This window comes from Flavobacterium sp. LMO8 (assembly GCF_009495755.1).
Lineage (GTDB): Bacteria > Bacteroidota > Bacteroidia > Flavobacteriales > Flavobacteriaceae > Flavobacterium.
Genome location: NZ_WIBJ01000031.1, coordinates 420,517 through 445,566, shown reverse-complemented (window position 1 = coordinate 445,566; position 25,050 = coordinate 420,517). Strand labels below are relative to the sequence as shown.

Sequence of the window (25,050 nt, the reverse complement as noted above, 5' to 3'; positions counted from 1 at the left end):
ATCACAATAAAAAAAAGGCGATTCCATATGTTACCTCTGAAAAATTATAATCAGAACAGATGAAAAAGAAGATTGAAATTTTAGCTCCTGCAAAAAATCTAACACAAGGAATTGCTGCCATAAATAGTGGTGCTGATGCAGTTTATATTGGCGCTCCTTTATATGGTGCTCGATCAAACGCAACCAATTCTGTTGAAGATATTGCCGAGTTGGTTAAATACGCACATTTATATAACGCTCAAGTTTTTGTGGTTATCAATACCATTTTATATGATAACGAATTAGAACCTTGTCGTCAATTGATTTGGAAATTGTATGATATTGGAGTAGATGCTTTAATCATTCAAGATATGGCGATTATGGAAATGGAGTTACCTCCTATCGTATTGCATGCAAGTACGCAAACCAACAATCGTGATGCCGATAAAATTAAATTCTTAGCGGATGCTGGAATCAAACGTGTGGTTTTAGCGCGTGAGTTAAACTTGCATCAAATCAAAGAAATCAGCGAAGCTTCTGATGTTGAATTAGAATTCTTCGTTACGGGTGCTTTATGTGTTTCGTTTAGCGGAAATTGTTATATGAGTGTTGCCAATGGAGAACGTTCGGCAAACAGAGGTTCTTGCGCACAAAACTGTCGTTTACCATATAATTTAATTGACGGAAATGGCGATACTTTAATCAAAAATAGTCACTTACTTTCGATAAAAGATTTTGATGTTTCGAACCAAATTCCAAATTTAGTGGAAGCTGGAATTGTTTCTTTCAAAATTGAAGGTCGTTTGAAGGACATTGTGTATGTAAAAAATAACGTTTCGTATTTACGTCAGAAATTAGATGCTTTCTTAAACGAAAACAGCGATAAATATACCAAAGCTTCTTCTGGAAAATGTACGTATTTATTTGATTCATCATTAGATAGAACGTTCAATCGTGGTTATACCGATTATTTTGTAAACGAAAGACATCAAACCATTGGTTCTTGGGAAAGTCCGAAATCAAAAGGGCAATACATAGGAAAACTGATTAAAACCATTGGAAACTCCTATGTAATTGAAAATGGTGAATTACTTAATAATGGTGACGGATTGTGTTTTATAAACGAAAACAACGAAGCCGAAGGAATTTACGTGAATCGTGCCGAAAACGGATTTGTATATCCAAATGTATTGAAAGAAATCAAAGAAGGTACTTTCATTTACAGAAATAATGATGCGGCTTTCATTAAATTAGTTGAAAGAGAAGATAGCGCGGTGAGAAAAATCAGCACCACTTTACTATTAAAAGAAAACGAAAATGGTTTCGAATTAATTGCAACGGATGAAGATGGAAATGTAAGCGTTGTACATTTGGTTCACCCGAAAGAACAAACAAAAAACAACGAATCTTTAGCAGAAAATTTCAAAATTAACTTAGCAAAAACTGGCTTTACACCTTATACTGCTGATGAAATTACGATTGAATTTTCTGGAAATTGGTTTCTTCCTATTTCAAAAATCAATGAAATGCGAAGAACGGTTTACGAACAATTATCGGAAATTCGTTTGAAAAATTACGTTCGTAAAGAACATCAATTGGTTAAAACATCGCATCCGTATCCAGAAACTAAACTGGATTTCATGTACAATGTTGCCAACAAAACGGCACGTAAATTTTACGAACGTCATGGTGTAACCGAAATTGAAAAAGCATTCGAATTACAATGGGATCCAGGAAAATCGCGTGTAATGACCACTAAATATTGCATCAAATACGAATTAGAACGTTGCCCAAAATACCATCGTGAAAACATGGATAAAAAAGTAAAAGAACCTTTAGTTTTAAAACAAGGTGAATTGGAATACAAACTAAAATTCAATTGTAAACCTTGCGAAATGGAAATTTGGGAAAAAGATGCCGAATTTGAAATTGAAGAAGATCACTTTCATTAATATAGAAACCGATGTGTAAGGCATCGGTTTTTTCTTTTCTGGAATACCAAAATTAAATTGTATTTTTGGAGTAATGCAATCCATTTTAGAAAATATCACCAAACATGTTGCTCTAACTCCTGAAGAGCAAAAGTTGTTTTTGTCTAAAACCGAAACCAAACAATTCAAAGCCAAAACCATTTTATTAAGCGCTGGCGAAGTGGCGACTTGCACATATTTTGTGAATTCGGGAATTTTGAGAAATTTCAATATTAATGACAATATTATTGAACACGTTTTGCATTTTGCTTGCGAAGGTTGGTGGATTGGTGATATGTACAGCTATATTTCAGGAAAACCAGGAAACTTATTCATAGAAGTTTTAGAAGATGCCGAAATAGTAATTATTACTAAAGAAAATCAAAAAGAACTTTATAAAGAAATTCCAAAATTAGAACGCTTTTTCAGAATTTTAGCCGAAAACTCCTTGGTTTCTCATCAAGAACGCTTAATGGATAATTTGAGTTTAGCAGCCGAAGAACGTTTTGAAAAATTCTGTTCTAAATATCCTACTTTAATTCAAAAAGTGCCTCAAAAACACATTGCTTCTTATATTGGAGTAACGCCCGAGTTTTTTAGTAAAATGAAAAGCAGGTTGTTCAAGAAATGATTTCTTAATCTACATTAAGTGCTTACAAAATCTTATCGCTGTAAATTTGTAACATAATAATTACTAAATTTATACATTATGAGCAATACAGTTTTACACAAAGCAGCTTCAAGAGGTCACGCTGATCATGGTTGGTTAAATGCCTATCATAGCTTCAGTTTTGCCAGTTGGTACAATCCAGAAAGAGTTCAGTTTGGAATGTTACGCGTTTTAAACGACGATACCGTTGCAGCCGGAATGGGTTTTGGAACGCATCCTCACGATAATATGGAAATTATCACTATTCCGCTAGAAGGTGATTTGGCGCACAAAGACAGTATGGGAAATGCCGCAACTATCAAAACAGGTGATGTGCAAGTAATGAGTGCTGGAACAGGAATTCAACACAGCGAATTTAACCCAAATCATGATCAACACACAAAATTGTTTCAAATTTGGTTGTTTCCAAAATATAGAAACGTGGGACCTCGTTACCAACAAATTACCTTAGACCAATCGTTACAAAAAAATGATTTTGCGCAAATTTTATCACCAAATGCAGACGATGAAGGTGTTTGGATTCATCAAGATGCTTGGTTTTATTTAAGTGATTTTGACAACGGTTTTTCAAAAAAATTAAGTTTGAAAAAAGAAGGAAACGGATTTTACATCATGAATATTGAAGGTGAAATTGAAGTTAACGGAGAAAAATTAGAAAAAAGAGACGCAATTGGAATTTGGGAAGCTTCCGAAATTGAAATCAAAGCCAATACAAATGCGAAGTTTTTGGTAATGGAAATTCCGATGGAACAGTAAATAAGTGTTCAGTAATCAGTTTTTAGTGTTCAGTAAAAAAAATAAACTATGAAAAAAATCATCGCTTTTGGAGCTTCTTCGAGTAAGCATTCTATAAATAAACAGTTGGCAACTTATGTAGCCAATCAATTTGAAAATTCAACTGTAGAAGTTTTAGATTTGAATGCTTATGAAATGTCAATATATTCTGTTGATAGAGAAAAAGAAAATGGAATTCCTCAATTAGCGCAAGATTTTTATGCTAAATTAGGAAGTGCCGATTTCATCGTGATTTCGTTTGCAGAACATAATGGAAATTTTTCGTCCGCATTTAAAAATATTTTAGATTGGGCTTCTCGAATAAACGCTAAAACTTTTCAAGAAAAACCAATGTTGTTATTAGCAACTTCTCCTGGTGCTCGCGGTGGAAGTTCTGTTTTAGAGATTGCTACTAAACGTTTTCCATTTCAAGGTGGCATTATAAAAGGGAGTTTTTCATTACCAAGTTTCAATGATAATTTTGACGCTGAAAAAGGAATTACAAATGCAGAATTGAAAAACCAATTAATGGAAATTGTAAATTCAATCAAATTATAATAAAAATGTTATTTTTGCCTTTCAAGAACAACTTGAAACTTTAAACTTGAAACAAAATTTATGAAAGCATACGTATTTCCAGGTCAAGGAGCACAATTCTCAGGAATGGGAAAAGATTTATATGAAAATTCAACTTTAGCCAAAGAATTATTCGAAAAAGCCAATGAAATATTAGGTTTTAGAATTACAGATATCATGTTTGAAGGAACGACTGAAGAATTAAAAGAAACCAAAGTAACGCAACCAGCGGTATTTTTACATTCAGTAATTTTGGCAAAAACATTAGAAAACTTTAAACCAGAAATGGTTGCTGGACATTCATTAGGTGAATTTTCAGCTTTAGTTGCCAATGGAGCTTTATCTTTTGAAGACGGATTAAAATTGGTTTCACAAAGAGCAATCGCTATGCAAAAAGCTTGTGAAATTAGACCTTCAACTATGGCTGCGGTTTTGAATTTAGATGATAAAATTGTAGAAGATATTTGTGCTTCGATTGATGGTGTTGTTGTGGCTGCCAATTACAACTGCCCGGGACAATTAGTGATTTCTGGAGAATACAAAGCGGTGGAATTAGCTTGTGAAAAAATGAAAGAAGCTGGAGCAAAACGTGCTTTGATTTTGCCTGTTGGTGGAGCATTTCACTCACCAATGATGGAACCAGCAAGAGAAGAATTAGCAGCAGCGATTGAAGCAACTACTTTTTCAACTCCAGTTTGTCCTGTTTATCAAAATGTAACGGCAAGTGCGGTTTCTGATGCTGATGAGATTAAGAAAAATCTAATCATTCAATTAACTGCTCCAGTAAAATGGACACAATCGGTACAACAAATGATTAAAGATGGCGCAACGAGTTTCACAGAAGTTGGCCCAGGAAAAGTATTGGTTGGATTAGTAAATAAAATAGATAAAGAAGTTGAAACGATTTCGGCTTAATTAGAAATAAAATACTTTTAAAATAGAATTCCTCATGAAGTTTTATTCGTGAGGAATTTTTATTTTTGGGAAAAAGAAAATATGGAAAATCTAATTGCACTTTTTAAATCAATTGAAGCGGCTAAAGTTATTGCTCCTGAAATTGATTATTCTGAATATGTTCCTTTAAATTTGTCAGTATCAAATCTTGATTTGCATCAACAAAAATTAGAAACTGCTGAAGATTATGAAATTTTCATCCAAAACCATTTAGATAAAAATCAAGATAAAATTGCTTTTGGCGGTTATATTGAAACTCGAAAGTTATACCAAAGAAGCACTGTTTTTAAAAATACCCATTCAGACGAACGCAATATTCACATTGGATTGGATTTATGGATTAACAAATCGGCTCCAATTCACGCGGCTTTAGATGGAACTATCCACAGTTTTCAAAACAATACAGCCTTAGGTGATTATGGTCCAACAATAATTTTAGCACATGAATTTGAAGGAATTAAATTCCATACGCTTTATGGGCATTTAAGTGAAAATAGTTTGAATAGTAAAAAAGTTGGAGACATTGTAAAAAAAGGAGAACAAATAGCTACTTTAGGTTTACCACCAATCAATGGCGACTACGCTCCTCATTTGCATTTTCAAATCATTATGGATATGGAAGGAAAAACTGGTGATTATCCTGGAGTTTGTAGTGAAAAAACACTTTCATTTTACAAATCAAATTGTCCAGACCCCAATTTACTATTAAAAATTGTTTGATAGAATTGGCATTAATTTTGTAACTTTATTTTCATAAATAAATTCGACCATGAAAAAAATATTTTTAGGAATTGCAATCGCTTCCACTTTACTTTCTTGTAAAGAAGAAACTAAAGAAAAAGTAAAAGAAGCTTCTGAAGCCGTTGGAGCCGATTTAAAACAAGCCGCAGACTCGGCAAAAGTAAAAGCTAAAAATGCAATAGATTCTTCAAAAGTAGGTGAAAAAGCAAAAGTTATTATTGCCAAAGGGGCTGAAAAAGTGGAAGAAGGAGCGAAAAAATTAAAAGAATCTGTAGAAAAATAAAAAAATAGTTTGACCTATAAATTTTATGTAAAGAAATTAAGTAAAAAATAATGAGGTTTTAAAACCTCATTATTTAAATACTATTAAGAAACAGCTTTCAACCGTTGTAATAAATTTTTACTCAAACTGTTTTCAGCATATTCTTTTGTAACTTGTAAATGTTTTTCATCAGAGCTTGGCAATTCGTACATTGCATCGGTTAAAATAGCTTCGCATAACGATCGTAAACCTCTGGCTCCAAGTTTATACTCTAAAGCTTTTGAAACAATATAATCCAAAGCTTCTTCTTCAAAATCAACAGTCACCTCATCCATTTCAAACAACTTTTTGTATTGTTTTACTAAGGCATTTTTAGGTTCCGTTAAAATAGCTCTTAACGTTTCTGCATCTAAAGGATCCATGTGTGTTAAAACTGGTAAACGACCAATAATTTCTGGAATTAATCCAAAATCTTTTACGTCTTTTGGAATTAAATATTGCAACAAATTATCTTTATCAATTTGGTCTGTTCCAATAGACGAACTATAACCAACTGCTTGTCTGTTCAAACGTTTTGAAATAATTCTTTCAATTCCGTCGAAAGCACCACCAGCGATAAATAAAATATTTTGCGTATTTACTTCTACAAATTTTTGGTCAGGATGTTTTCTTCCTCCTTTTGGCGGTACATTAACCACTGTTCCTTCTAATAATTTCAACAAGGCTTGTTGCACACCTTCTCCTGAAACATCACGTGTAATGGATGGATTATCACTTTTACGAGCAATTTTATCGATTTCGTCAATAAATACAATTCCTCTTTCGGCTTTAGCCACATCATAATCTGCAGCTTGTAATAAACGAGTTAAGATACTTTCTACGTCTTCTCCTACATAACCAGCTTCGGTTAAAACAGTTGCATCAACAATAGCCAATGGAACATTCAACATTTTTGCAATCGTTTTTGCTACTAATGTTTTACCTGTTCCGGTTTGACCCACCATTAAGATGTTACTTTTTTCAATCTCAACTTCGTCTTCCAATTGAATTTGCATCAAACGCTTGTAGTGATTGTAAACCGCTACACTCATTACTTTTTTAGTTTGATCTTGTCCAATAACATAATCATCTAAAAACGCACGAATTTCTTTTGGTTTCAACAGAATTAAATCAGCAACCAAATTGGAATTACCCGATTGTTTTAATTCCTCTAATACAATTCCGTGTGCTTGTTCGATACACTTGTCGCAAATATGCGCATTAATCCCTGCAATTAATAAATTGGTTTCAGGCTTTTTCCTTCCGCAGAATGAACACTCTAATACTTCTTTAGCCATTTTTTAGTGATTAGTGAAAAGTGATTAGTAACTAGCTCTTCACTATTTACTAATCACTAATTACTTTTTTAAAATTATCTTGTTAAAACCTCATCAATCATTCCGTATTCTTTTGCTTCAGCAGCAATCATCCAATAATCGCGCTCAGAATCTTTGTGCACTTTTTCGAACGATTGTCCAGAATGCTTAGAAATGATTTCATATAATTCATCTTTTAATTTCAACATTTCTTTTAAGTTGATTTCCATATCAGTTGCTACACCTTGTGCGCCTCCAGATGGTTGGTGAATCATAACTCTTGAATGTGGTAATGCCGAACGTTTTCCTTCTGCTCCAGCACATAATAAAACCGCTCCCATTGAAGCAGCCATTCCTGTACAAATTGTAGCTACGTCTGGTTTTACGAATTGCATTGTATCGTAAATTCCCAATCCCGCATATACACTTCCTCCTGGAGAATTGATATAAATACTGATGTCTTTAGAAGCATCAACACTTTCTAAAAACAACAATTGTGCTTGAATAATATTGGCAACGTAATCGTCAACTCCCGTTCCTAAGAAAATGATTCTATCCATCATTAAACGAGAGAAAACATCCATTGAAGCCACGTTTAATTGACGTTCTTCAATAATATATGGCGTCATACTTCCAACAATTTTATCGTAATATAAACTGTTTACTCCGTGATGCTTAGTAGCATATTTTTTAAATTCTTTTCCGTAGTTCATTTTTGTATGGTTTAAATAATTAATATTTAGAAATTCTGCTGTTGAATACAGAATAAAAAAGCGCCAAAACTAGTCTGACGCTCAAAGATAATTATTTTTTGTGAGAAATTATTCTCCGTACATTTCTTTGATGAATTGATCGTAATTTACTTCTTTAGTTTTCGTTTTTACTTTTTCTTTGTAAAGACCTAACATTTTTTCGCTCATTACTTGCTCTGATAAACGTTTTACCTCATCTTGGTTTGACATTACACGAGCTACAATTCCGTTAATTTCATCTTCTGATGGATTTAACTGACCAAATTGTGCCATCTGTTTCTTGATTAACTCAGCAGTATGTGCTTTTAAATCTTCGAAAGTAATTTGTAAATTATTATCAGCCATTACTTTTCCTTCGATTAATTGGAAACGTAATCCTTTTTCAGATTTAGCAAATTCTTCTTCCGCTTGTTCAGCAGTTAAAGGAGTTTCACCTACATTTTGAATCCATCTTTTTAAGAATGCTTCTGGTAAATCAAACTTTGTAGTTTCTATTAAAAATTCCGTAACATCGTTTAAGAATTTTTGATCTGCTTGTTGCGTAAATTGTGCTTCAGCATCTTCTTTAATTCTCGCTTTTAAATCTTCTACTGAAGAAAGAACTCCAGGTCCGAATAATTTATCTAGTAATTCTTGGTTTAATTCTGCTTTTTCAATTTCGTTGATTTCTTCAATTGTAAAATCAACATTGATATCCAAACCGTGAACATCATCATGACCTACTTTTAAGTAATCCATTAATTTGTGATCGTCATCGAATAAACCTTTAGTTCCGATAGTTACTACATCACCTACTTTTTTACCAATGAACGCTTTTGCTACTTTTTTATCAGCAAAAATATCTAAACCAAAGTTAGCAGGAGCATTGATTCCTTTTTCTTCATTTGTAAAAGTTCCTCTAACTTCAAAGTCAGCTTTTACTTCCGCTTGAGAAATTAATTTTCCGTATTGTTTTTGAATTCTTTCAACTTGATCATTCAACATTTTATCATCTGCAATAACGTTGAATTTTGTAACGTTATTTTTAGCTGTTAAATCAACAGAAAACTGAGGAGCTAATCCTAATTCGAAATCAAAAGAGAAATTTTCTGCATCCCAATCGATACTTTCGGTTACTTTTGGAAGTGGATTTCCAAGAATATCTAATTTTTCAGTAGTTAAATAGTTATTAAGAGAAGTTTGTAATACTTTGTTTACTTCTTCTAACAAAACAGCTTTACCATATTGTTTTTGGATTAAACTCATTGGAACAGCTCCTTTTCTGAAACCAGAAATTGCAGCGTTTTTTCTATAGTCAGCTAATACTTTTTCTACTTTATCCGAATAATCTTCTTTAGTGATTGCTACTGTTACAATAGCATTTAATGCATCAACTTGCGTTTTTGTAATGTTCATTATCTGTTTATTTAAATACCATAAAATTTGGGTTGCAAAATTATAGAATTTTTACAACCCAAACAAGTTTTTAATTTATTGAAATTCAATTCGCTATAATTTTATTTTTCGTCGATAAAGATTTTATTCAAAATTGACTGAGTAATTGATAACAGAATACTAAAAATTAATGCTGTTAAAAAACCATCTACTCTAAACTCAACAATAAAATAATCACAGATTAAAATGATAATCGCATTGATAACCAATAAGAACAAGCCTAACGTAAGCAAAGTAACTGGAATTGTAAATAATACTAGTATTGGTTTTAGAAAAGTATTTAACAAACCTAACACAACAGCTACCATTAAAGCTCCTGTTAAACTAGTAACATGCACACCTGGTAAAAAATAAGAAAGTACAAAAACTACAACTGTACTAATACAAAGTTTAATTATTAAATTCATTTTATCTTTTTTAGAAATTTAAAGTTACAAAAAAAGGCATCAATAATGATGCCTTTTTTACATATTGTTACAAATTTTAGTTTGTTTGCAAAATAGTTGCCCCAGGAAAACTTGAAGCATAAACAAAAGGTAAATTTGCATTATAATGTCTGTTAATTACTTTAATAATTTCATTTGTAATTACAGCATAACCTTTTGCATTAGGATGAACTCCATCTAATGAAAACAACACAGTACTTGCTGTAGCTGAAGAGAAATAGTTCGCAGTATAAATTGTACCATCTTCTATTCTTAAACCTCCAACCAATTGATTCATAATAGCATTCATGTCCGCAACAGCTAACCCATTAGCAGCTGCAATTGATCGAATAGAACTATTATAAGAAGCAGTAGCATTAGCAACTTTTGCTTTTTCGTTAGAAGTTAAAACCCATTTATTAGCCATTGGATAAGAAACTCCATTGATATTAATTAAAGTTGAAGGTGAAGAAGTATTTGGAGTTCCAATAACTGAAGAAGCTGGTAAAACCACTAAGTCTTCACGAGTTGCTTGACGCGCTTTTCCAAACACCATTCCAAATGCAGTAGCCGTTGGAGCACCTAATGTTGGTGTTAATGCACCTGTAATCTCAGCCGATCTATCAGCTGCATCTGCATCGTAAATTAAAATTGGATTAGCTGCAGTAGCTGACAATAATTTTACTCTACTTGGTTCACCATAAGCTGAGAAAATTTGATTTAAAGGTCCATATAATTGCGCATTTAATGTATTGATATTAGTAGCGCCTCCTAAAGCTGTAGGAGAAAGTGGATTATATGGAACTGTTGTAAAATACGGAATAGATGTTACACTTGGAATTGTAGCTACAACTCCTTTAGCACCAGCACCACCAGAAATTAATGTGTTAATGATAGTCGAATAAACACTTGCAAAAACATTAGAATTTGTAATATCATTTCCTCCATAAGTTGATGGATCTAAATTACCTGTTGTATTGTGATCTGCAGCTGGAGTTTCGCCATCAGATTGCGCACCACCGTTTGTTGCATACGATAAAACATCATTTGCTCCAATCCAATTGGTAAAGAAAGTTGGATTTTTTGTCATTGCATCATCTAAAATTGTAGCAGTAGGTGAAGTTGCATGTCTAACAAAATAAGGATTTGATTGTCCTAATGACACACCCGCTAAATTACCATAACCAGACGCTACTAAATGAAACGATTTTGCTCCAGGAACACCCATGTTATTATAAGCAGTAGCTTGCAAATTATTAGACACTTCAATTGTAGAAGTACCTACAATTGTTTCTGGTCTTCCTTCTGAAGCATCAATAACTAAACGAGTGCTTCCAATTGGAATTCCACCTAACATTAATCCACCTAAGTTATCAACATCATCTGCAAAAGACGGTTGAGTGAATTCACCTCCACCTACTAATGTAAATTGCTGTGCTAATAAATTTGGAAATGAATTTGCCTGACTTCCTCTTGAAACCGTTCCATCCATATAACCTGCAGTTAATGAATTTCCGATAGCAACATAAGTTGTGAAATCTGCATCACCTGAAGTGTAGTTTGCATCTACTTCATTTTCAAATTCTGGCTCACAAGAAGCAAAACCAGCAGCTAATACAGCTAAATATATAAATTTATTTTTCATTTTTCTTTAATTTAAAATTAGAAACCATAAGTAATACCTATACCTGGAGAAAATACAACTGATTTATAAGTACCTCCAAAACTACTACCATCACTTACATAATCATAAGAATTATCAACTTCGTCAAAATGTAGATATAAGAAAGAAACATCTATTCCTAATTTACTATTTAATTGATACGTTAAACCACCTGTATAACCCATAGAATCATTTCTTGGTGTTTCTGGAGCAAAATATCCGTCTTGTACTGGGCTTTCGTCAAAATACCAACCTGCTCTGAATGTAAATTTATTATTTGCAGCATACTGCATACCTACTCTATAAGTATTAGAGTTTTTGTAATTTCTTGGATTATTTGAATCTGGAAGTGCTGGATTTGTAAAATCAACATTTAAGTTTTCATAAACACTCCACATTGCTCTGTTATAGTCAAAAGCCATTAAAAATTTATCGGTAAATTTATAAGATAATCCTACAGTTAACTCTGCAGGCAAAGGCAAATCAGCATTAAATTTTGTATCTGGTGCAGTAGTTGGATAATCATTAAAAGTTGCATCTCCATCTCTTGCTTCCATAATAATTTCAGAACGATAGTTCATACCAATTCTTAATTTATCAGTTGGATTAAACATAAAACCAGCAGTATATCCCCAAGCAGAAATTCCTTTTGATTCAATTGTTAAATCTGTTCTCTCTCCATCAGCATTTGTTGTTGATCTATCAACGTTTCTGTTAAAATTAACCGACCCAGAAGCGTAAATTGGTCCACCACCAAGACTAAAGTGTTCCCCAATTCTTACTGAAACAGTTGGTTGAAAAAAAATAGCTTGCAAATCGATATTATTAACTAAATGAGACCCCTCCCAATCTTGATCCCACTCTACAGAACTTCCATAAGGCGTGTAAACAGCGATACCAGCAGTAAACCAATCATTTAGTTTATAAGTTGCATACACACTAAATGGAGTACCCATGTTTTTAGTTTCTGCTTCCCAATTGTATTGAGAATTTTGAAATTTTGTATTTGCGAATAAAGCATTACCTCCAACAGACAAATTAAATTTCTTGTCTAAATAAGCCATACCGGCAGGATTGAAAAAGGCAACCTCTGCACTATTTACCACAGCAACACCTGTGTGCCCCATAGCTAATTGTTTTTGTCCTTGAATACTTACTCTATATCCACCTGCAAATGCAGTAGAGCCAGCCAAAGCCAATAATGTTAAAGAAAGTAATTTTCTCATAATGTAAAAATGTGTTAGTTTTTTCTTTGTTTATAAAAATCTATACTTCAAAATTATAACAAAATATGAATTTTACAATTTTTTTAACTAAAAAATTATGCATGCATAATTTTTTAGCTTCTTTATTTAATAAAATTAAGTACGAATGAATAAAAATCTTTTGGGTTTTCAGCATGTAACCAATGTCCAGCATTCTTAATTGTTTCAATCTTTGCTTCAGGAAAATGATGGTAAATAGTTTCAAAATCACTATCTAAAATATAATCTGATTTATCGCCTCTTAAAAACAATGTTTCTTTAGAAAAAACATTCTCAAATGGTAAAGCTGTTCCAATGGTTTCTATTTTTTCATTGAAAACCTTTAAATTGAAACGAAATGCAAGTTGTTCCGGTGATTCCCAATACAAATTCTTGAGCAAAAATTGTCTTATTCCAAAATCTTTAATATAACCTGAAACTATTTCTTCAACTTCTGCTCTACTTGGTTTCTTTGAAAAATCTACCGCATTTAATGCAGCTAAAATTGTTTGGTGATGTGGTGCGTAATATTTTGGACCAATATCAGCCACAATTAATTTGCAAACCAATTCGGGATAAGTTGTAGCTAAAAGCATCGCAACCTTTCCGCCCATAGAATGTCCAATTATTGTGATATCTTTTAATTGATGAAATTCGCAATATTGTATAACATCTTCCACCATGATTTCATACGAAAAATCATCAGAATGAAAACTTTTTCCATGGTTTCTCAAATCTAAAGCATGCACTTGAAAACCATCATTAGCAAATTGAGTTCCTAATGTTTTCCAGTTATCAGACATCCCAAGAAAACCATGAATAATTACCAACGGCTTTCCTTCGCCTTCTATTCTTGAATGCAACAACATTTTATTTCAATTTTTGAAGATACATATTTACGACATTTTCTATTCCTAGATATAAAGACTCAGAAATCAAGGCATGACCAATCGAAACTTCAAGCAAACCCGGAATATTATCTTTAAAAAATTTGATATTATCCAAACTCAAATCATGTCCCGCATTTATTCCTAAACCTAACTCATTCGCTTTAATGGCTGCTTTTACATAAGGCTCAATTCCGTTTTTGTTTCCCAAACCATATTCGTGAGCGTAAGATTCGGTATATAATTCGATTCTTTCGGTCCCTGTTGCTTTTGCTCCTTCGATCATTTTTTCGTCAGCATCTACAAAGATGGATGTTCTGATTCCGTTTCTTTGAAATTCTTGAATTACTTCAATTAGATACGATTGATGTTTGATGGTATCCCAACCTGCATTTGAAGTTAAAGCACCTATAGCATCAGGAACTAAAGTCACTTGAGTTGGCTTACATTCTAAAACCAAATCAATAAAATTATGTTGTGGATTTCCCTCAATGTTGTATTCGGTATACACAATAGGTTTTAAATCGCGTGCATCTTGATAACGAATATGTCTTTCGTCTGGTCTTGGATGAATCGTAATTCCTTCTGCTCCAAATTGCTGAATGTCTTTTGCAACTTTCAATAAATCAGGCACATTACCTCCTCTCGAATTACGAAGAGTAGCAATTTTATTAATATTTACAGATAACTTTGTCATAATAATTTATAATTTATACAAAAATACAAAGTATAAGTTAGCAAGCATATGGTATTTTTTGATTATTTTGCGATATATTTTTATCACATCTTCAAATGAATAATCTTACAAGCTATATAAATAACGAAATAAAGCCGCTAAAACACACCAATTCTATTGCTGATGCACAGGATTTGTTTTTAGATTTTCCTTACACCCATTTTCCAGTCACTGAAGATGGCATATATATTGGTTGTGTAAGCAAAGAAAACGTTGAACTTTTAAATAGCGATGCCATTGTAAACGAAACACGCTTTCATTTTGAGCATTTTTTTGTTCGAAGTTCTACGATATGGCTTGATGTTTTGGAAATTTTTGCCAAATACGAAAGTAATTTAATTCCGGTTTTAGATGATAAAAACACCTATTTAGGCTATTATGAGTTAGAAGATGTTATTCGATTTTTCCACGAAACTCCTTTCTTAAAAGAAGAAGGCGGTATTATTGTAGTAGAAAAAGAAACAGATAAACTTTCCATGAGTCAAGTAGCTCAAATAGTTGAAAGTAATAATGCTAAAATTTTAGGATTATTTATTTCAAATATAGTAGGAAACAAAGTTGAAATTACTGTAAAAATAAGTCAAAGTGGTTTAAATGACATCATTCAAACTTTCAGACGTTATGAATATGAAATTATTTCAGAACATCAAGATGACTCTTACTTAAACAGTTTAAAAGAACGCTCTGATTATTTAGACAAATACTTGAACATTTAAAAAAAACACCAATGAAAATAGCGCTATTTGGCCAATATTATCAAAACAGTACGGCTGAAATCGTACAAAAAGTAGTTACTTTTTTTGAAACAAACGCCATTACCATTGTTTTTGAAGCTAGTTTTTTAGCTAGTCTAAAAGAGAAAAACATCATCACGAAAAATTACGATACTTATTCTAACTTCAATAACCTAGACTCAGACTTCAAAGCTTTAATTAGCATTGGCGGAGACGGAACCATATTAAAAGCCGCAACTTTTGTAAGAAACAAAAATATACCAATTATAGGAATTAACGCAGGAAGGTTGGGATTCTTAGCAACAATTCAGTTTGATAATATTGAGCCCCTTTTACAAAAATTATTGAATAATGATTATGCTATTTCAAAACGAACACTTTTATCGGTTAAAACCACACCCGAGTATGAAAATTTCAAGGAATTCGATTTTGCATTAAACGAAGTTACAGTAGCTCGAAAAGACACTACTTCGATGATAACGATTGTTACGTATTTAAATGGAGAATATCTTACTTCGTATTGGGCAGATGGTTTAATTGTTTCAACCCCAACAGGATCAACAGGGTATTCTTTAAGTTGTGGCGGACCCGTTCTTACTCCAAACGTTGAAAGCTTAGTTATAACTCCAATGGCTCCTCATAACTTAAATGCTAGACCATTGGTTATTACAGATGACATGGAAATTGAACTTCGAATTTCAGGAAGAGAAGAACAGTTTTTAATTTCATTAGATTCTAGAATTTCTGCCGTTTCAAAAGATACAATTGTAAAAATAAAAAAATCCCCTTTTACAATATCTATCATTGAATTTAAGGAAGAATCATTCTTGAATACCATTCGTAAAAAATTACTTTGGGGTGCCGACAAAAGAAATTAACAGACTTTTTATATCATTTTTCATTTTTTAACGTTTTCAACCTACAAAAGAGAACAAAAAAATCCCTTAAAATAGGGATAAGAATTCTATATTGTTATATTTGCAAACTATTTTAAAAAATGAAATACTTTTTAATCTATATATCACTGATTTTCTGCGGGTTCACCACGTATGCTCAAATAAACGAATTGGGTGTATTTGTTGGTGGAGTTAATTATATTGGTGATGTAGGTCCAACGACTTACATAGCACCAAACGAACCCGCAATTGGAATTATCTATAAATGGAATAGAAGCCCTCGTCATGCGTGGCGTTTTTCATACTATCAAGGAAGTTTAAAATCTAAAGATATTGATAGCGATGTACCCAGCAGAAATTTAAGAGGAAATTCATTTGAAAATCAAATAAAAGAGCTTTCTGCCGGAATGGAATTTAGTTTTTTAAATTTTGATTTACATAATGGCAAAAAGAAAATAAGTCCCTATGTATTTACTGGGGTAAATTATTTCATTTATAATGAAATTTATATTTTGAATAACGAAAGTAAAAAAGATTATCAAAGCAGCACATTTGCAATTCCAATGACTATAGGTTTAAAAGCGCGTTTGTTTGATAATTTTGTATTAGGTGCAGAAATTGGTGCCCGTTACACTTTTACAGATAATTTAGACGGTAGTAATCCTAAAAATGATAATTTTGAAACTTTGCGTTTTGGAAATTTAAACAGTAATGATTGGTATGTGTTTTCAGGCTTAACATTAACCTATACTTTTGGTCAAAACCCTTGTTTTTGTGCAGAATAAAATGGAATTATTAGAAAAAATAAATACTGATTATTTACCAACCCATTTAGCAATAATAATGGACGGTAACGGTCGATGGGCAAAACAAAAAGGATTGCTTAGAGCACTTGGTCATGAAAGTGGCACCAAAGCTGTAAGAACCACTGTAGAATCTTGCGCTAAATTAGGAATAAAAAACCTTACTTTATATGCTTTTTCAACAGAAAATTGGAATCGACCTAAATTAGAAGTTGATACACTTATGAAACTTTTGATATCTTCTTTAAAGAAAGAAATCAAGACTTTACAATCAAATAATATCAAACTAAACGCAATTGGAAATTTAACAAATTTACCATCAAGTGTTCAAAAAGAATTACAAGAAGTAATTCAAAAAACTTCAACAAATACTAGGATGACACTTACTCTTGCACTGAGCTATGGAGCAAGAGAAGAAATCATTCAAGCTGTTAAAAAAATTTCGAACAAAGTTAAAAATAATATAATTTCCGAAGAGGCTATTGACGAATCAATTATTAATCAGCATCTTTACACACACAATTTACCAGATGTAGATTTAGTAATTAGAACAAGTGGCGAACACAGAATAAGTAATTTTCTTTTATGGCAAATAGCCTACGCCGAATTTTATTTTACAGATGTGCTTTGGCCAGATTTTTCAGAAACCCATTTGTATGAAGCAATTATTAGTTATCAAAAAAGAGAACGCCGTTTTGGAAAAACCAGCGAACAAATTATACCCGAAAAAAATGTTTAAAAAAGGATTACAATTATTTACGATTTTCATTTTACTTAATAGCACAACAATTTTCGCGCAGGATACAAAACTTGAAAGTGGAAAAGAGTATATATTAGCTAAAATCAATGTTACTGGAAAAATTTCATATAACGAACAAACAGTCACTACTTTTACAGGATTAGAAAAAGGGCAAACTATAATTGTTCCTGGTGAAGAAATTAGTTTAGCAATAAAAAAATTATGGAAATTAGGATTGTTTTCAGATGTTAATTTTTATGTATCAGAAATCAAAGGAGACAGTATTTTCCTAGAACTTAACATAAACGAACTCCCAAAATTAAGTGATGTAAAAATCAAAGGTTTAAAGAAAGGAAAAACAGAAGAAATTCTTAAAGAAATAGACCTTAAAAAAGGAAAAATTGTAAATGAAAATTTATTAACAACTACAAAAAATTACATTGAAAATAAATATAAAAAGGAAGGTTTTTATAACACAAAAGTAACTATAAACACTTTTCAAGATAGTACTGATTCTGATGTTAAAATGGTTGTCAAAATTGATAAAGGCAATAAAGTAAAGGTAAGTGACATAACATTTGAAGGCAACTCAAAAATAACAAATTCAAAACTTAAAACTGCTTTTAAAAACACCAAAAAGAAGAGTATATTCAGAATTTTTAAATCTTCAAAATATATTAAAGAAATGTATAAAGAAGATTTGAATAGTGTTATAAAAAAATACAAAGAAAATGGATATAGAGATGCCAGAATCGTAGCTGATTCCGTTATTTTCAACAAGAAAAAAAATACAGTAGCTATTAAAGTTAAACTTGAAGAAGGTAGAAAATATTATTTTGGTAATATTCGCTATTTAGGAAATTCTGTATATACAGATCGAGCTTTAAATTCTATATTAGCCATTAAAAAAGGTGATGTATACAATGGGACAATACTTCAAGAAAGAATAGCAAACCCTGAAAAACCAGACGGAGAAGATCTTACAAATCTTTACCAAAATAATGGCTATTTATTTTCAAGCATTAATCCAGTAGAAATTAAAACTGTAAATGACACTATTGATTTTGAAATTAGAATTACTGAGGGACCGATAGCTTATTTCAATAAAATTACAGTTGTTGGAAACGACAAAACAAATGACCATGTAATTTACAGAGAATTAAGAACTAAGCCAGGTCAAAAATATAGCAAAGAAGACTTAATTCGTTCTATTCGTGAAATTGGTCAATTAGGCTTCTTCGACCCTGAGGCTATAAAACCAGATTTTAAAAATGTAGACCCGCAAGCCGGAACTGTTGATATTGAATACAATGTAGTTGAAAAAGGATCTAGTCAAGTAGAATTACAAGGTGGTTATGGTGGTGGTGGGTTTATAGGCACACTTGGTTTATCTTTTAATAATTTTTCGGCAAGAAATATATTTAATAAAGAAGCATATAAACCATTACCAATGGGAGATGGTCAAAAAATGTCTCTACGTCTACAGGGCAGTAGTTATTTTCAAACTTATAGCCTATCTTTTTCTGAACCATGGTTTGGCGGAAAAAAACCAGTTAGCTTTTCATCGTCATTCTCTTACAGTAAGCAATTTTTATACAATTACCAAACGCGCGATGTTTCAAGAGATCAAAGTTTTAACATTATCGCTTTATCAGCTGGACTTGCAAAAAGATTAACTGTTCCTGATGATTATTTTGTTTTATCTCAGGCTTTATCATTCCAATATTATGATTTAAATAATTATAATACAGGCTTATTTACATTTGGAGATGGCTCATCTAGAAACTTATCATATACAATTGGCTTAACAAGAAATAGTAAAGGTGTTAATCCAATTTACCCAACTACAGGTTCAGAATTTAGTGTTTCTGCTAAATTTACATTACCATATTCAGCATTCAATGGAGTAGATTATGCTGATTTAAAAAATCAAAAAAATTACAAATTAATATATGATCCAAATAATACTCAATACCCTACTGTACCTACTGAAGATGGTATAGTTCCTGTAGCTGGAGATTACTTAGCAGAAACGGAAGAAGGTTCAGGACAATACCAGACAGTAGGAAGCGACTGGACACAAGCATCTGAGGATGTTGGAAAAGTAGACCAAAAAAGATTCAATTGGTTAGAATACTATAAAATTAAATTTAAAGGTGACTGGTACACAAGAATTTGGGACAAATTAGTTTTGAGAACATTAGGTGAATTTGGCTATATGGGCGCATACAATAATGATAGAGGAGTTGTTCCTTTTGAACGATTTTATTTAGGGGGTGATGGTTTAGCAAACTTTTCATTAGACGGAAGAGAAGTTATTCAATTAAGAGGTTATCCAAACAATTCGCTATCACCTATTAACGAAAGAGGGGAGCAAGTTGGAGCAACTGTTTACAATAAATTTTCAGTAGAATTAAGATATCCAATTACATTAAACCAATCAGCATCTATTTATACTTTAGGTTTTTTAGAAGCTGGTAGTTCATATAATGACTTCAGTAATTATAACCCATTTAAATTACAACGCTCTGCTGGAGTTGGTTTACGTGTATTCATGCCTGCTTTTGGATTATTAGGTATAGATTTTGCGCATGGATTTGATGCAATACCAAATCAAACAATTAAAAGCGGTTGGCAAACACACTTTATTATTGGGCAACAATTTTAAGGTTTGTTAGTTCTTTTTTGTTAAATTCGTAAAAATATTATATCATTATTAGCGTTTTACACTTATTAAAACTGAATCAAAAATGATTCAAAACATAACAAAAATAAGCAGAAATGAAAAAATTATTGTTTTTACTTGTCATATCCTCAAGCTACATTCAAGCGCAAACAGCTAGAGGAGTAAAAATTGGATATATAGACATGGAATATATCTTAGAAAAAGTGCCCGATTATGCTGAGGCTATAAATCAATTAGAGCAAAAAGCAAAAAAATGGAAACAAGATATTGAAATAAAAAAAACTGAAATATTAAAATTAAAGGAAGCTTTAAAAACAGAAAGAGTCTTACTAACAAAAGAATTAATTGAAGAGAGAGAAGATGAAATTATTATATTAGAAAAAGAATTATTTGAATATCAAGAAAACCGATTTGGACCAAAAGGCGATTTAATTATTCAAAAAACTGTTTTAGTAAAACCTATACAAGATCAAATCTTTACAATTGTACAAGACGTAGCTGAACAAAGAAAATATGATTTCATTTTTGATAAATCTTCAGACTTAACGATGTTATTTGCAGCTCAAAAATATGATATAAGTGATTTTGTTGTAAAAAAACTAACCTCTTCTCAGAAAAGAGAAGAAATGACTAAAAAACAATTAAAAGCGTTAGAAGCAAAAGAAGCTCTTGAGGAAGCTCTTGAGGAAAATCCAGCATACACAGAGAGACAAAGAAAATTAGATGAAAAAAAAGCTGCTAGAGAAAAACTTTTAGAAGATCGAAAATTAGCAACCGAAAAAAAGAAAGCTGATGCGGCTGAAAAAAGACAAAAACTAATCGATGAACGCAATGCCAAAAAAAATGGCACAGTAATTGAAAACAAAACTTCCGAGGATAATAAAATTGAAAATACGGAGGAAAAAAAAGTAGAAGATTCTATTAATAATGAAGAATTAGAGAAAATAGATAAACCTAAAAAACTAACTCCAGCTGAAATTAAACAAAAAAGTATTGAAGAAAGAAATAAAAAATTAGAAGAACGCAAAAAGGCATTAGAAGAAAAAAAGAAAAAAATAGCTGAAGACAAAGAAGCTGCTAAAAAAGCAAAAGAAAACAAAACAGAACAAGAGAAAAAAGATTAAATAACCTAAATTAAAAATTAAAAAATGAAACAATTAAAAACATTAGCAATTGCAATCGTACTTTTTATTGGAACTCAAGTTTCAGCACAATCAAAAGTTGCTCATATAGATGTACAAGCATTAATGACTTCAATGCCAGAAATGAAAACAGCTCAAGATCAAATGAAAAAAATTCAGGAAACTTATGACAAAGACTACAAAAACATGGTTACTGAATACCAAACTAAATTACAAAAATACGAACAAGAAGCTGCAACTGCTGGTGACGCTTTAAACGAAACACGTTCAAAAGAAATGCAAGATATGGGTGCTCGCATTCAACAATTTCAACAAACTGCACAAAAAGATTTAGGCCAAAAAGAAATGGATTTAATTAAGCCTATTATGGAAAAAGCACAAGCTGCTATAAAAAAAGTTGCTAAAGAGAAAGGTTTTAATTATGTTCTAGACGCAACTACAGGTAGCGGTGTTTTAGTTGCTGAAGGGACAGATTTATTAGCAGACGTAAAAAAATCTTTAGGTTTCTAATTAAATTTCTAATGCAAATTTAAAAACTGCTCAATCTTAATTAAGATTGAGCAGTTTTTTTTTAATTTTGTTATTATGATAAACAAAAACCCTATTGGTCTATTTGATTCAGGAATTGGAGGAACTTCAATTTGGAAAGAAGTAAATTCATTATTACCAAATGAAAATACTATCTATCTAGCTGATAGCAAAAATGCTCCTTATGGATTAAAAACCAAAGAAGAAATTATTGAACTATGTTATAAAAACACAGAATTTCTTTTAGAACAAAACTGCAAAATAATAATTGTAGCTTGTAATACAGCCACAACAAATGCGATAAAAGAACTAAGATCTAAATATAAGATTCCTTTTATAGGAATAGAACCTGCCATAAAACCTGCTGCGTTACAATCTAAAACGCATACTATAGGAATTCTTGCTACAAAAGGAACTTTAAACAGTGAGTTATTCCATAAAAGTGTAGAAAATCATCCAGACGTAAAAATTATTGAACAAATAGGCCATGGATTAGTCCAATTAATCGAAAATGGTGATATCGATTCTCCTGAAATGGAAGAACTATTAAAAAGCTATCTAAATCCGATGATAGAAAAAAACATTGATTATTTAGTTCTGGGATGTAGCCATTACCCATACTTGATTCCACAAATAAAAAAAATAATACCGCCTCATATTAAAATTATTGATTCAGGTGAAGCTGTTGCCAAACAAACCCAAAAAATAATGGAACAAAATCACTTACTTAATTCTTCAAAAGAAAAAGGCTCGCAAATATTCTATACGAACAGCGAGCCTGAAGTTTTACAAACCATCTTAAATCATAAGGAAAAAGTTGTTTATAAGAATTTTTAATACAATTGTAATATAAAAAAGCTAATAAAATTTAAAAAATTGACACTATCCATTAATTGCTTCTACTTTAATTGCTTCGTCTTTTAACATGTCTTTCAGCATGTTTTCAATTCCGTTTTTTAGAGTAAATGTTGATGATGGACAACCACTACACGCACCTTGCAAAACTACTTTAACTCTTTTTTCAGTTGGGTCAAAAGATTCAAACATTATATTGCCACCATCACTTTGAACGGCAGGCTTTACATATTCTTCAATAATGTTGATTATTTGCTGTGAAGTTACATCAAGCGTATCAAAATAAGCTTCTTGTTGCTTTTGGTGGATTTCAGTTTTTACAATGGCAGTTTCATCAATTACAATATTTCCTTTTTCAATAAATTCTTTAATGAAAGTTCTTAACTCTAAAGTGATTTCATCCCATTCTGTTACTGCAAATTTTGTAACAGAAATGTAATTTTCGTCTATAAAAATTTCTTTCACAAAAGGAAACTTAAATAATTCTTTTGCTAATGGTGATGCACTAGTTTCATCAATATTTTTGCACTCTAAAGCCGTTTTTGTTAAAAGTTTATTGCAAACAAATTTTAAAACTGATGGGTTAGGAGTGGTTTCGGCATAAACGGTGATTGGTTGCTTTTTGGTTTTATTTTCATCAACTTGAAGAATAACACCTCCATTTGAAATAAACTCGTTAATTTGATTGGCAACATCTTGCTGTACATCTTCCCATTCTACAATTGAAAATTTTTCAATAGCAATGAAATTTCCTGAAATGTATACAGTTTTTACAAAAGGTAAAAAGAATAATTGTTTTGCTAAAGGTGAATTTTGAGTTTCGTCAATGTTTTTGAATTCAAAATTCTCTGTTCTAACGATAATTTCATCCAATTCAAATTTTACAATGGCTGGATTTTGAGTTATTTTAGTTGCGATTACTTGCATGATATCTTTTTTTTTGCAAAGATACAAAGTTCAAAAGATTTGTAGTTTGTTTTGGATATAGACTTTTTTATTTAACTTTTTATTAGATTTTGATGAACTAAATAATTATAAAAGCTCTTTTTGTATTCTAATCATTAAAAAAATGTAAATTTAACTTAAGAATATTTAAATCGAATTGTAAAAGAACCCTAAAAATTTATATCTTTGGCAAGTTCGTAGTAAAAAACTACAAAATGTTGTTTTTTACTAATAATGGTTCTAATTTTAAAACTTATAATTTTGATTAGAAAGAATAAAAATATGTTTCCACTAAACAATAACTACAATGAATTTTAAAAAGAGTTATTTTATTTTAGCATTTTTATTAACACAATTTTCTTTCTCTCAAGAAGGAATAGCTGTTTATTCAGATTATTTATCAGATAATTATTATTTAATTCATCCTTCAATGGCTGGTGCCGCAAATTGTGGAAAAATTAGATTAACTGGGCGTCAACAATGGTTTGGGCAAGAGGAAGCTCCTTCGTTACAAACTGTTAGTTTTAATACAGCTGTTGATGAGGATGGAAAGTCTGGTGTTGGTATGATATTGTTTAATGATAGAAATGGTTATCATTCACAAAGAGGAGCGAAATTAACTTATGCTCATCATTTAAGGTTTTCTAGAGGAACATTAGATTTAAATCAATTATCTTTTGGATTAAGTGCAGCATTTGTTCAAAGTACTTTGGATGGATCAACATTTACTGGATTTGACCCTGTAATTGTAAATGGTGTAATTCAAAAAGACGCTTATTTTAATGTAGATTTAGGCGTTTCTTATCACTATATGGATTTCTTTACTCATATAACTATGAAAAACTTTTTGGCCAATCAAAGAAGAGAATTATATTCTGAAGGATTTGAGTCTGATAATTTGAGTAAGTTAATATGGAGTGTTGGAGCTGTTTTTGGAGATGAAAATAAGTTACTTTTTGAACCATCTTTAATGTATCAAAGAGTTTCTGAAACAAAAGAATCTTCTATTGATTTAAATCTTAAAGTTTATAAAGCAGTTGATTTTGGTAGAATGTGGGCTGCTGTTTCTTACAGGAGAAGTTTTGATGGCGCAGAAGATAGTGGTAATCAAAAATTACAATGGATATCTCCTATTGTTGGGGTAAATTATAAAAAATTCATGGTTTCTTATACTTATAGCCATGTGATGGGTGATGTGAAATTTGATAATGGTGGTTTTCATCAAATTACATTAGGTATGGATATATTTTGTAAAGATAAAGCTTGGGATTGTAATTGTCCAGCTGTTAACTAAAAATAA

25 protein-coding genes are annotated in these 25,050 nt (G+C 31.4%); 16 read left to right on the top strand and 9 right to left on the bottom strand.

From position 1 onward, the window contains the following. Positions 1 to 59 precede the first annotated feature (59 nt). From GFJ94_RS09970 to GFJ94_RS09940, 7 genes are all read left to right on the top strand, one after another. Positions 60 to 1,931 carry a U32 family peptidase gene (locus tag GFJ94_RS09970; RefSeq protein WP_153201384.1) on the top strand — a complete coding sequence of 624 codons (1,872 nt, stop codon included), beginning with the start codon at positions 60 to 62 and terminating at the stop codon, positions 1,929 to 1,931. Positions 1,932 to 2,004: 73 nt separating this feature from the next. Next, the gene (locus GFJ94_RS09965) at positions 2,005 to 2,580 is read left to right on the top strand and encodes a Crp/Fnr family transcriptional regulator (RefSeq protein ID WP_153201383.1); all 576 of its coding nucleotides are present in this window, start codon (positions 2,005 to 2,007) and stop codon (positions 2,578 to 2,580) included. A 78-nt stretch (positions 2,581 to 2,658) separates the two neighbouring features. Then, positions 2,659 to 3,375, top strand: a complete 717-nt coding sequence (locus GFJ94_RS09960) for a pirin family protein (protein ID WP_153201382.1) — start codon at positions 2,659 to 2,661, stop codon at positions 3,373 to 3,375. A 48-nt stretch (positions 3,376 to 3,423) separates the two neighbouring features. Beyond that, positions 3,424 to 3,951, top strand: a complete 528-nt coding sequence (locus GFJ94_RS09955) for an NADPH-dependent FMN reductase (protein WP_153201381.1) — start codon at positions 3,424 to 3,426, stop codon at positions 3,949 to 3,951. A 60-nt stretch (positions 3,952 to 4,011) separates the two neighbouring features. Further along, the gene (gene fabD, locus GFJ94_RS09950; protein WP_153201380.1) at positions 4,012 to 4,884 is read left to right on the top strand and encodes an ACP S-malonyltransferase; all 873 of its coding nucleotides are present in this window, start codon (positions 4,012 to 4,014) and stop codon (positions 4,882 to 4,884) included. A gap of 81 nt (positions 4,885 to 4,965) precedes the next feature. Next, positions 4,966 to 5,643 (top strand): peptidoglycan DD-metalloendopeptidase family protein, encoded by a 678-nt coding sequence (locus GFJ94_RS09945; RefSeq protein WP_153201379.1) that lies wholly within the window; start codon positions 4,966 to 4,968, stop codon positions 5,641 to 5,643. A 49-nt stretch (positions 5,644 to 5,692) separates the two neighbouring features. Continuing rightward, the gene (locus GFJ94_RS09940; protein WP_153201378.1) at positions 5,693 to 5,947 is read left to right on the top strand and encodes a hypothetical protein; all 255 of its coding nucleotides are present in this window, start codon (positions 5,693 to 5,695) and stop codon (positions 5,945 to 5,947) included. 83 nt (positions 5,948 to 6,030) lie between these two features. Here GFJ94_RS09940 and clpX read toward each other — a convergent pair whose 3' ends face one another. The 8 genes from clpX to GFJ94_RS09900 form a co-directional block, all read right to left on the bottom strand. Further along, positions 6,031 to 7,263 carry an ATP-dependent Clp protease ATP-binding subunit ClpX gene (clpX, locus tag GFJ94_RS09935; protein WP_153201377.1) on the bottom strand — a complete coding sequence of 411 codons (1,233 nt, stop codon included), beginning with the start codon at positions 7,261 to 7,263 and terminating at the stop codon, positions 6,031 to 6,033. Between the two features lie 74 nt (positions 7,264 to 7,337). Beyond that, positions 7,338 to 7,994 carry an ATP-dependent Clp endopeptidase proteolytic subunit ClpP gene (clpP, locus tag GFJ94_RS09930; RefSeq protein ID WP_111566130.1) on the bottom strand — a complete coding sequence of 219 codons (657 nt, stop codon included), beginning with the start codon at positions 7,992 to 7,994 and terminating at the stop codon, positions 7,338 to 7,340. Between the two features lie 108 nt (positions 7,995 to 8,102). Next, entirely contained in the window at positions 8,103 to 9,428 is a 1,326-nt protein-coding gene (gene tig / locus GFJ94_RS09925) for a trigger factor (protein ID WP_153201376.1), read from the bottom strand. A 101-nt stretch (positions 9,429 to 9,529) separates the two neighbouring features. After that, positions 9,530 to 9,874 carry a phage holin family protein gene (locus GFJ94_RS09920; RefSeq protein WP_153201375.1) on the bottom strand — a complete coding sequence of 115 codons (345 nt, stop codon included), beginning with the start codon at positions 9,872 to 9,874 and terminating at the stop codon, positions 9,530 to 9,532. A 76-nt stretch (positions 9,875 to 9,950) separates the two neighbouring features. Next, on the bottom strand, positions 9,951 to 11,537 hold the full coding sequence (locus GFJ94_RS09915; protein WP_153201374.1) for a G-D-S-L family lipolytic protein: 1,587 nt from the start codon (positions 11,535 to 11,537) through the stop codon (positions 9,951 to 9,953). Positions 11,538 to 11,554: 17 nt separating this feature from the next. Then, positions 11,555 to 12,781, bottom strand: coding sequence for an OmpP1/FadL family transporter (locus GFJ94_RS09910; protein WP_153201373.1), 1,227 nt, complete (start codon positions 12,779 to 12,781; stop codon positions 11,555 to 11,557). Between the two features lie 122 nt (positions 12,782 to 12,903). Further along, positions 12,904 to 13,665, bottom strand: coding sequence for an alpha/beta fold hydrolase (locus tag GFJ94_RS09905; RefSeq protein ID WP_153201654.1), 762 nt, complete (start codon positions 13,663 to 13,665; stop codon positions 12,904 to 12,906). A 4-nt stretch (positions 13,666 to 13,669) separates the two neighbouring features. After that, positions 13,670 to 14,383, bottom strand: a complete 714-nt coding sequence (locus tag GFJ94_RS09900; protein ID WP_153201372.1) for a pyridoxine 5'-phosphate synthase — start codon at positions 14,381 to 14,383, stop codon at positions 13,670 to 13,672. Positions 14,384 to 14,478: 95 nt separating this feature from the next. On the opposite strand from GFJ94_RS09900, the gene GFJ94_RS09895 reads away from it, so the two are divergent. From GFJ94_RS09895 to murI, 8 genes are all read left to right on the top strand, one after another. Further along, positions 14,479 to 15,138 (top strand): CBS domain-containing protein, encoded by a 660-nt coding sequence (locus GFJ94_RS09895; RefSeq protein ID WP_153201371.1) that lies wholly within the window; start codon positions 14,479 to 14,481, stop codon positions 15,136 to 15,138. Positions 15,139 to 15,149: 11 nt separating this feature from the next. After that, positions 15,150 to 16,034 (top strand): NAD kinase, encoded by an 885-nt coding sequence (locus GFJ94_RS09890; RefSeq protein ID WP_153201370.1) that lies wholly within the window; start codon positions 15,150 to 15,152, stop codon positions 16,032 to 16,034. A gap of 119 nt (positions 16,035 to 16,153) precedes the next feature. Then, entirely contained in the window at positions 16,154 to 16,837 is a 684-nt protein-coding gene (locus GFJ94_RS09885; RefSeq protein WP_153201369.1) for a DUF6089 family protein, read from the top strand. A gap of 1 nt (position 16,838) precedes the next feature. Further along, complete coding sequence (locus GFJ94_RS09880; protein WP_153201368.1) at positions 16,839 to 17,594, top strand: isoprenyl transferase; 756 nt, start codon at positions 16,839 to 16,841, stop codon at positions 17,592 to 17,594. Then, positions 17,512 to 20,262 (top strand): outer membrane protein assembly factor BamA, encoded by a 2,751-nt coding sequence (gene bamA / locus GFJ94_RS09875; RefSeq protein WP_153201367.1) that lies wholly within the window; start codon positions 17,512 to 17,514, stop codon positions 20,260 to 20,262. Before GFJ94_RS09880 ends, bamA begins: the two co-directional genes overlap by 83 nt. A 113-nt stretch (positions 20,263 to 20,375) precedes the next feature. Next, entirely contained in the window at positions 20,376 to 21,404 is a 1,029-nt protein-coding gene (locus tag GFJ94_RS09870) for an OmpH family outer membrane protein (RefSeq protein ID WP_153201366.1), read from the top strand. Positions 21,405 to 21,428: 24 nt separating this feature from the next. Continuing rightward, the gene (locus tag GFJ94_RS09865) at positions 21,429 to 21,932 is read left to right on the top strand and encodes an OmpH family outer membrane protein (RefSeq protein WP_153201365.1); all 504 of its coding nucleotides are present in this window, start codon (positions 21,429 to 21,431) and stop codon (positions 21,930 to 21,932) included. Positions 21,933 to 22,007: 75 nt separating this feature from the next. Next, positions 22,008 to 22,787, top strand: coding sequence for a glutamate racemase (gene murI, locus GFJ94_RS09860; RefSeq protein ID WP_153201364.1), 780 nt, complete (start codon positions 22,008 to 22,010; stop codon positions 22,785 to 22,787). Between the two features lie 45 nt (positions 22,788 to 22,832). On the opposite strand, the gene GFJ94_RS09855 is transcribed toward murI, so the two are convergent. Beyond that, positions 22,833 to 23,732 carry a NifU family protein gene (locus tag GFJ94_RS09855; RefSeq protein ID WP_153201363.1) on the bottom strand — a complete coding sequence of 300 codons (900 nt, stop codon included), beginning with the start codon at positions 23,730 to 23,732 and terminating at the stop codon, positions 22,833 to 22,835. Between the two features lie 325 nt (positions 23,733 to 24,057). Here GFJ94_RS09855 and GFJ94_RS09850 point away from each other — a divergent pair, with 325 nt between their 5' ends. Further along, positions 24,058 to 25,044: a type IX secretion system membrane protein PorP/SprF gene (locus GFJ94_RS09850; protein WP_153201362.1), complete on the top strand. Its 987-nt coding sequence runs from the start codon at positions 24,058 to 24,060 to the stop codon at positions 25,042 to 25,044. Positions 25,045 to 25,050: the final 6 nt, after the last annotated feature.

Bases quoted from the DNA above. Each gene is read 5' to 3' on its own strand.
- GFJ94_RS09920 (WP_153201375.1), bottom strand. From the start codon at position 9,874: ATGAATTTAATAATTAAACTTTGTATTAGTACAGTTGTAGTTTTTGTA.
- GFJ94_RS09910 (WP_153201373.1), bottom strand. From the start codon at position 12,781: ATGAGAAAATTACTTTCTTTAACATTATTGGCTTTGGCTGGCTCTACT.
- GFJ94_RS09895 (WP_153201371.1), top strand. From the start codon at position 14,479: ATGAATAATCTTACAAGCTATATAAATAACGAAATAAAGCCGCTAAAA.
- murI (WP_153201364.1), top strand. From the start codon at position 22,008: ATGATAAACAAAAACCCTATTGGTCTATTTGATTCAGGAATTGGAGGA.
- GFJ94_RS09960 (WP_153201382.1), top strand. From the start codon at position 2,659: ATGAGCAATACAGTTTTACACAAAGCAGCTTCAAGAGGTCACGCTGAT.
- GFJ94_RS09955 (WP_153201381.1), top strand. From the start codon at position 3,424: ATGAAAAAAATCATCGCTTTTGGAGCTTCTTCGAGTAAGCATTCTATA.
- GFJ94_RS09880 (WP_153201368.1), top strand. From the start codon at position 16,839: ATGGAATTATTAGAAAAAATAAATACTGATTATTTACCAACCCATTTA.
- GFJ94_RS09855 (WP_153201363.1), bottom strand. From the start codon at position 23,732: ATGCAAGTAATCGCAACTAAAATAACTCAAAATCCAGCCATTGTAAAA.
- GFJ94_RS09900 (WP_153201372.1), bottom strand. From the start codon at position 14,383: ATGACAAAGTTATCTGTAAATATTAATAAAATTGCTACTCTTCGTAAT.
- GFJ94_RS09885 (WP_153201369.1), top strand. From the start codon at position 16,154: ATGAAATACTTTTTAATCTATATATCACTGATTTTCTGCGGGTTCACC.
- GFJ94_RS09945 (WP_153201379.1), top strand. From the start codon at position 4,966: ATGGAAAATCTAATTGCACTTTTTAAATCAATTGAAGCGGCTAAAGTT.
- bamA (WP_153201367.1), top strand. From the start codon at position 17,512: ATGAAGCAATTATTAGTTATCAAAAAAGAGAACGCCGTTTTGGAAAAA.
- GFJ94_RS09890 (WP_153201370.1), top strand. From the start codon at position 15,150: ATGAAAATAGCGCTATTTGGCCAATATTATCAAAACAGTACGGCTGAA.
- fabD (WP_153201380.1), top strand. From the start codon at position 4,012: ATGAAAGCATACGTATTTCCAGGTCAAGGAGCACAATTCTCAGGAATG.
- GFJ94_RS09965 (WP_153201383.1), top strand. From the start codon at position 2,005: ATGCAATCCATTTTAGAAAATATCACCAAACATGTTGCTCTAACTCCT.
- clpX (WP_153201377.1), bottom strand. From the start codon at position 7,263: ATGGCTAAAGAAGTATTAGAGTGTTCATTCTGCGGAAGGAAAAAGCCT.
- GFJ94_RS09850 (WP_153201362.1), top strand. From the start codon at position 24,058: ATGAATTTTAAAAAGAGTTATTTTATTTTAGCATTTTTATTAACACAA.
- GFJ94_RS09865 (WP_153201365.1), top strand. From the start codon at position 21,429: ATGAAACAATTAAAAACATTAGCAATTGCAATCGTACTTTTTATTGGA.
- GFJ94_RS09940 (WP_153201378.1), top strand. From the start codon at position 5,693: ATGAAAAAAATATTTTTAGGAATTGCAATCGCTTCCACTTTACTTTCT.
- clpP (WP_111566130.1), bottom strand. From the start codon at position 7,994: ATGAACTACGGAAAAGAATTTAAAAAATATGCTACTAAGCATCACGGA.
- tig (WP_153201376.1), bottom strand. From the start codon at position 9,428: ATGAACATTACAAAAACGCAAGTTGATGCATTAAATGCTATTGTAACA.
- GFJ94_RS09915 (WP_153201374.1), bottom strand. From the start codon at position 11,537: ATGAAAAATAAATTTATATATTTAGCTGTATTAGCTGCTGGTTTTGCT.
- GFJ94_RS09870 (WP_153201366.1), top strand. From the start codon at position 20,376: ATGAAAAAATTATTGTTTTTACTTGTCATATCCTCAAGCTACATTCAA.
- GFJ94_RS09970 (WP_153201384.1), top strand. From the start codon at position 60: ATGAAAAAGAAGATTGAAATTTTAGCTCCTGCAAAAAATCTAACACAA.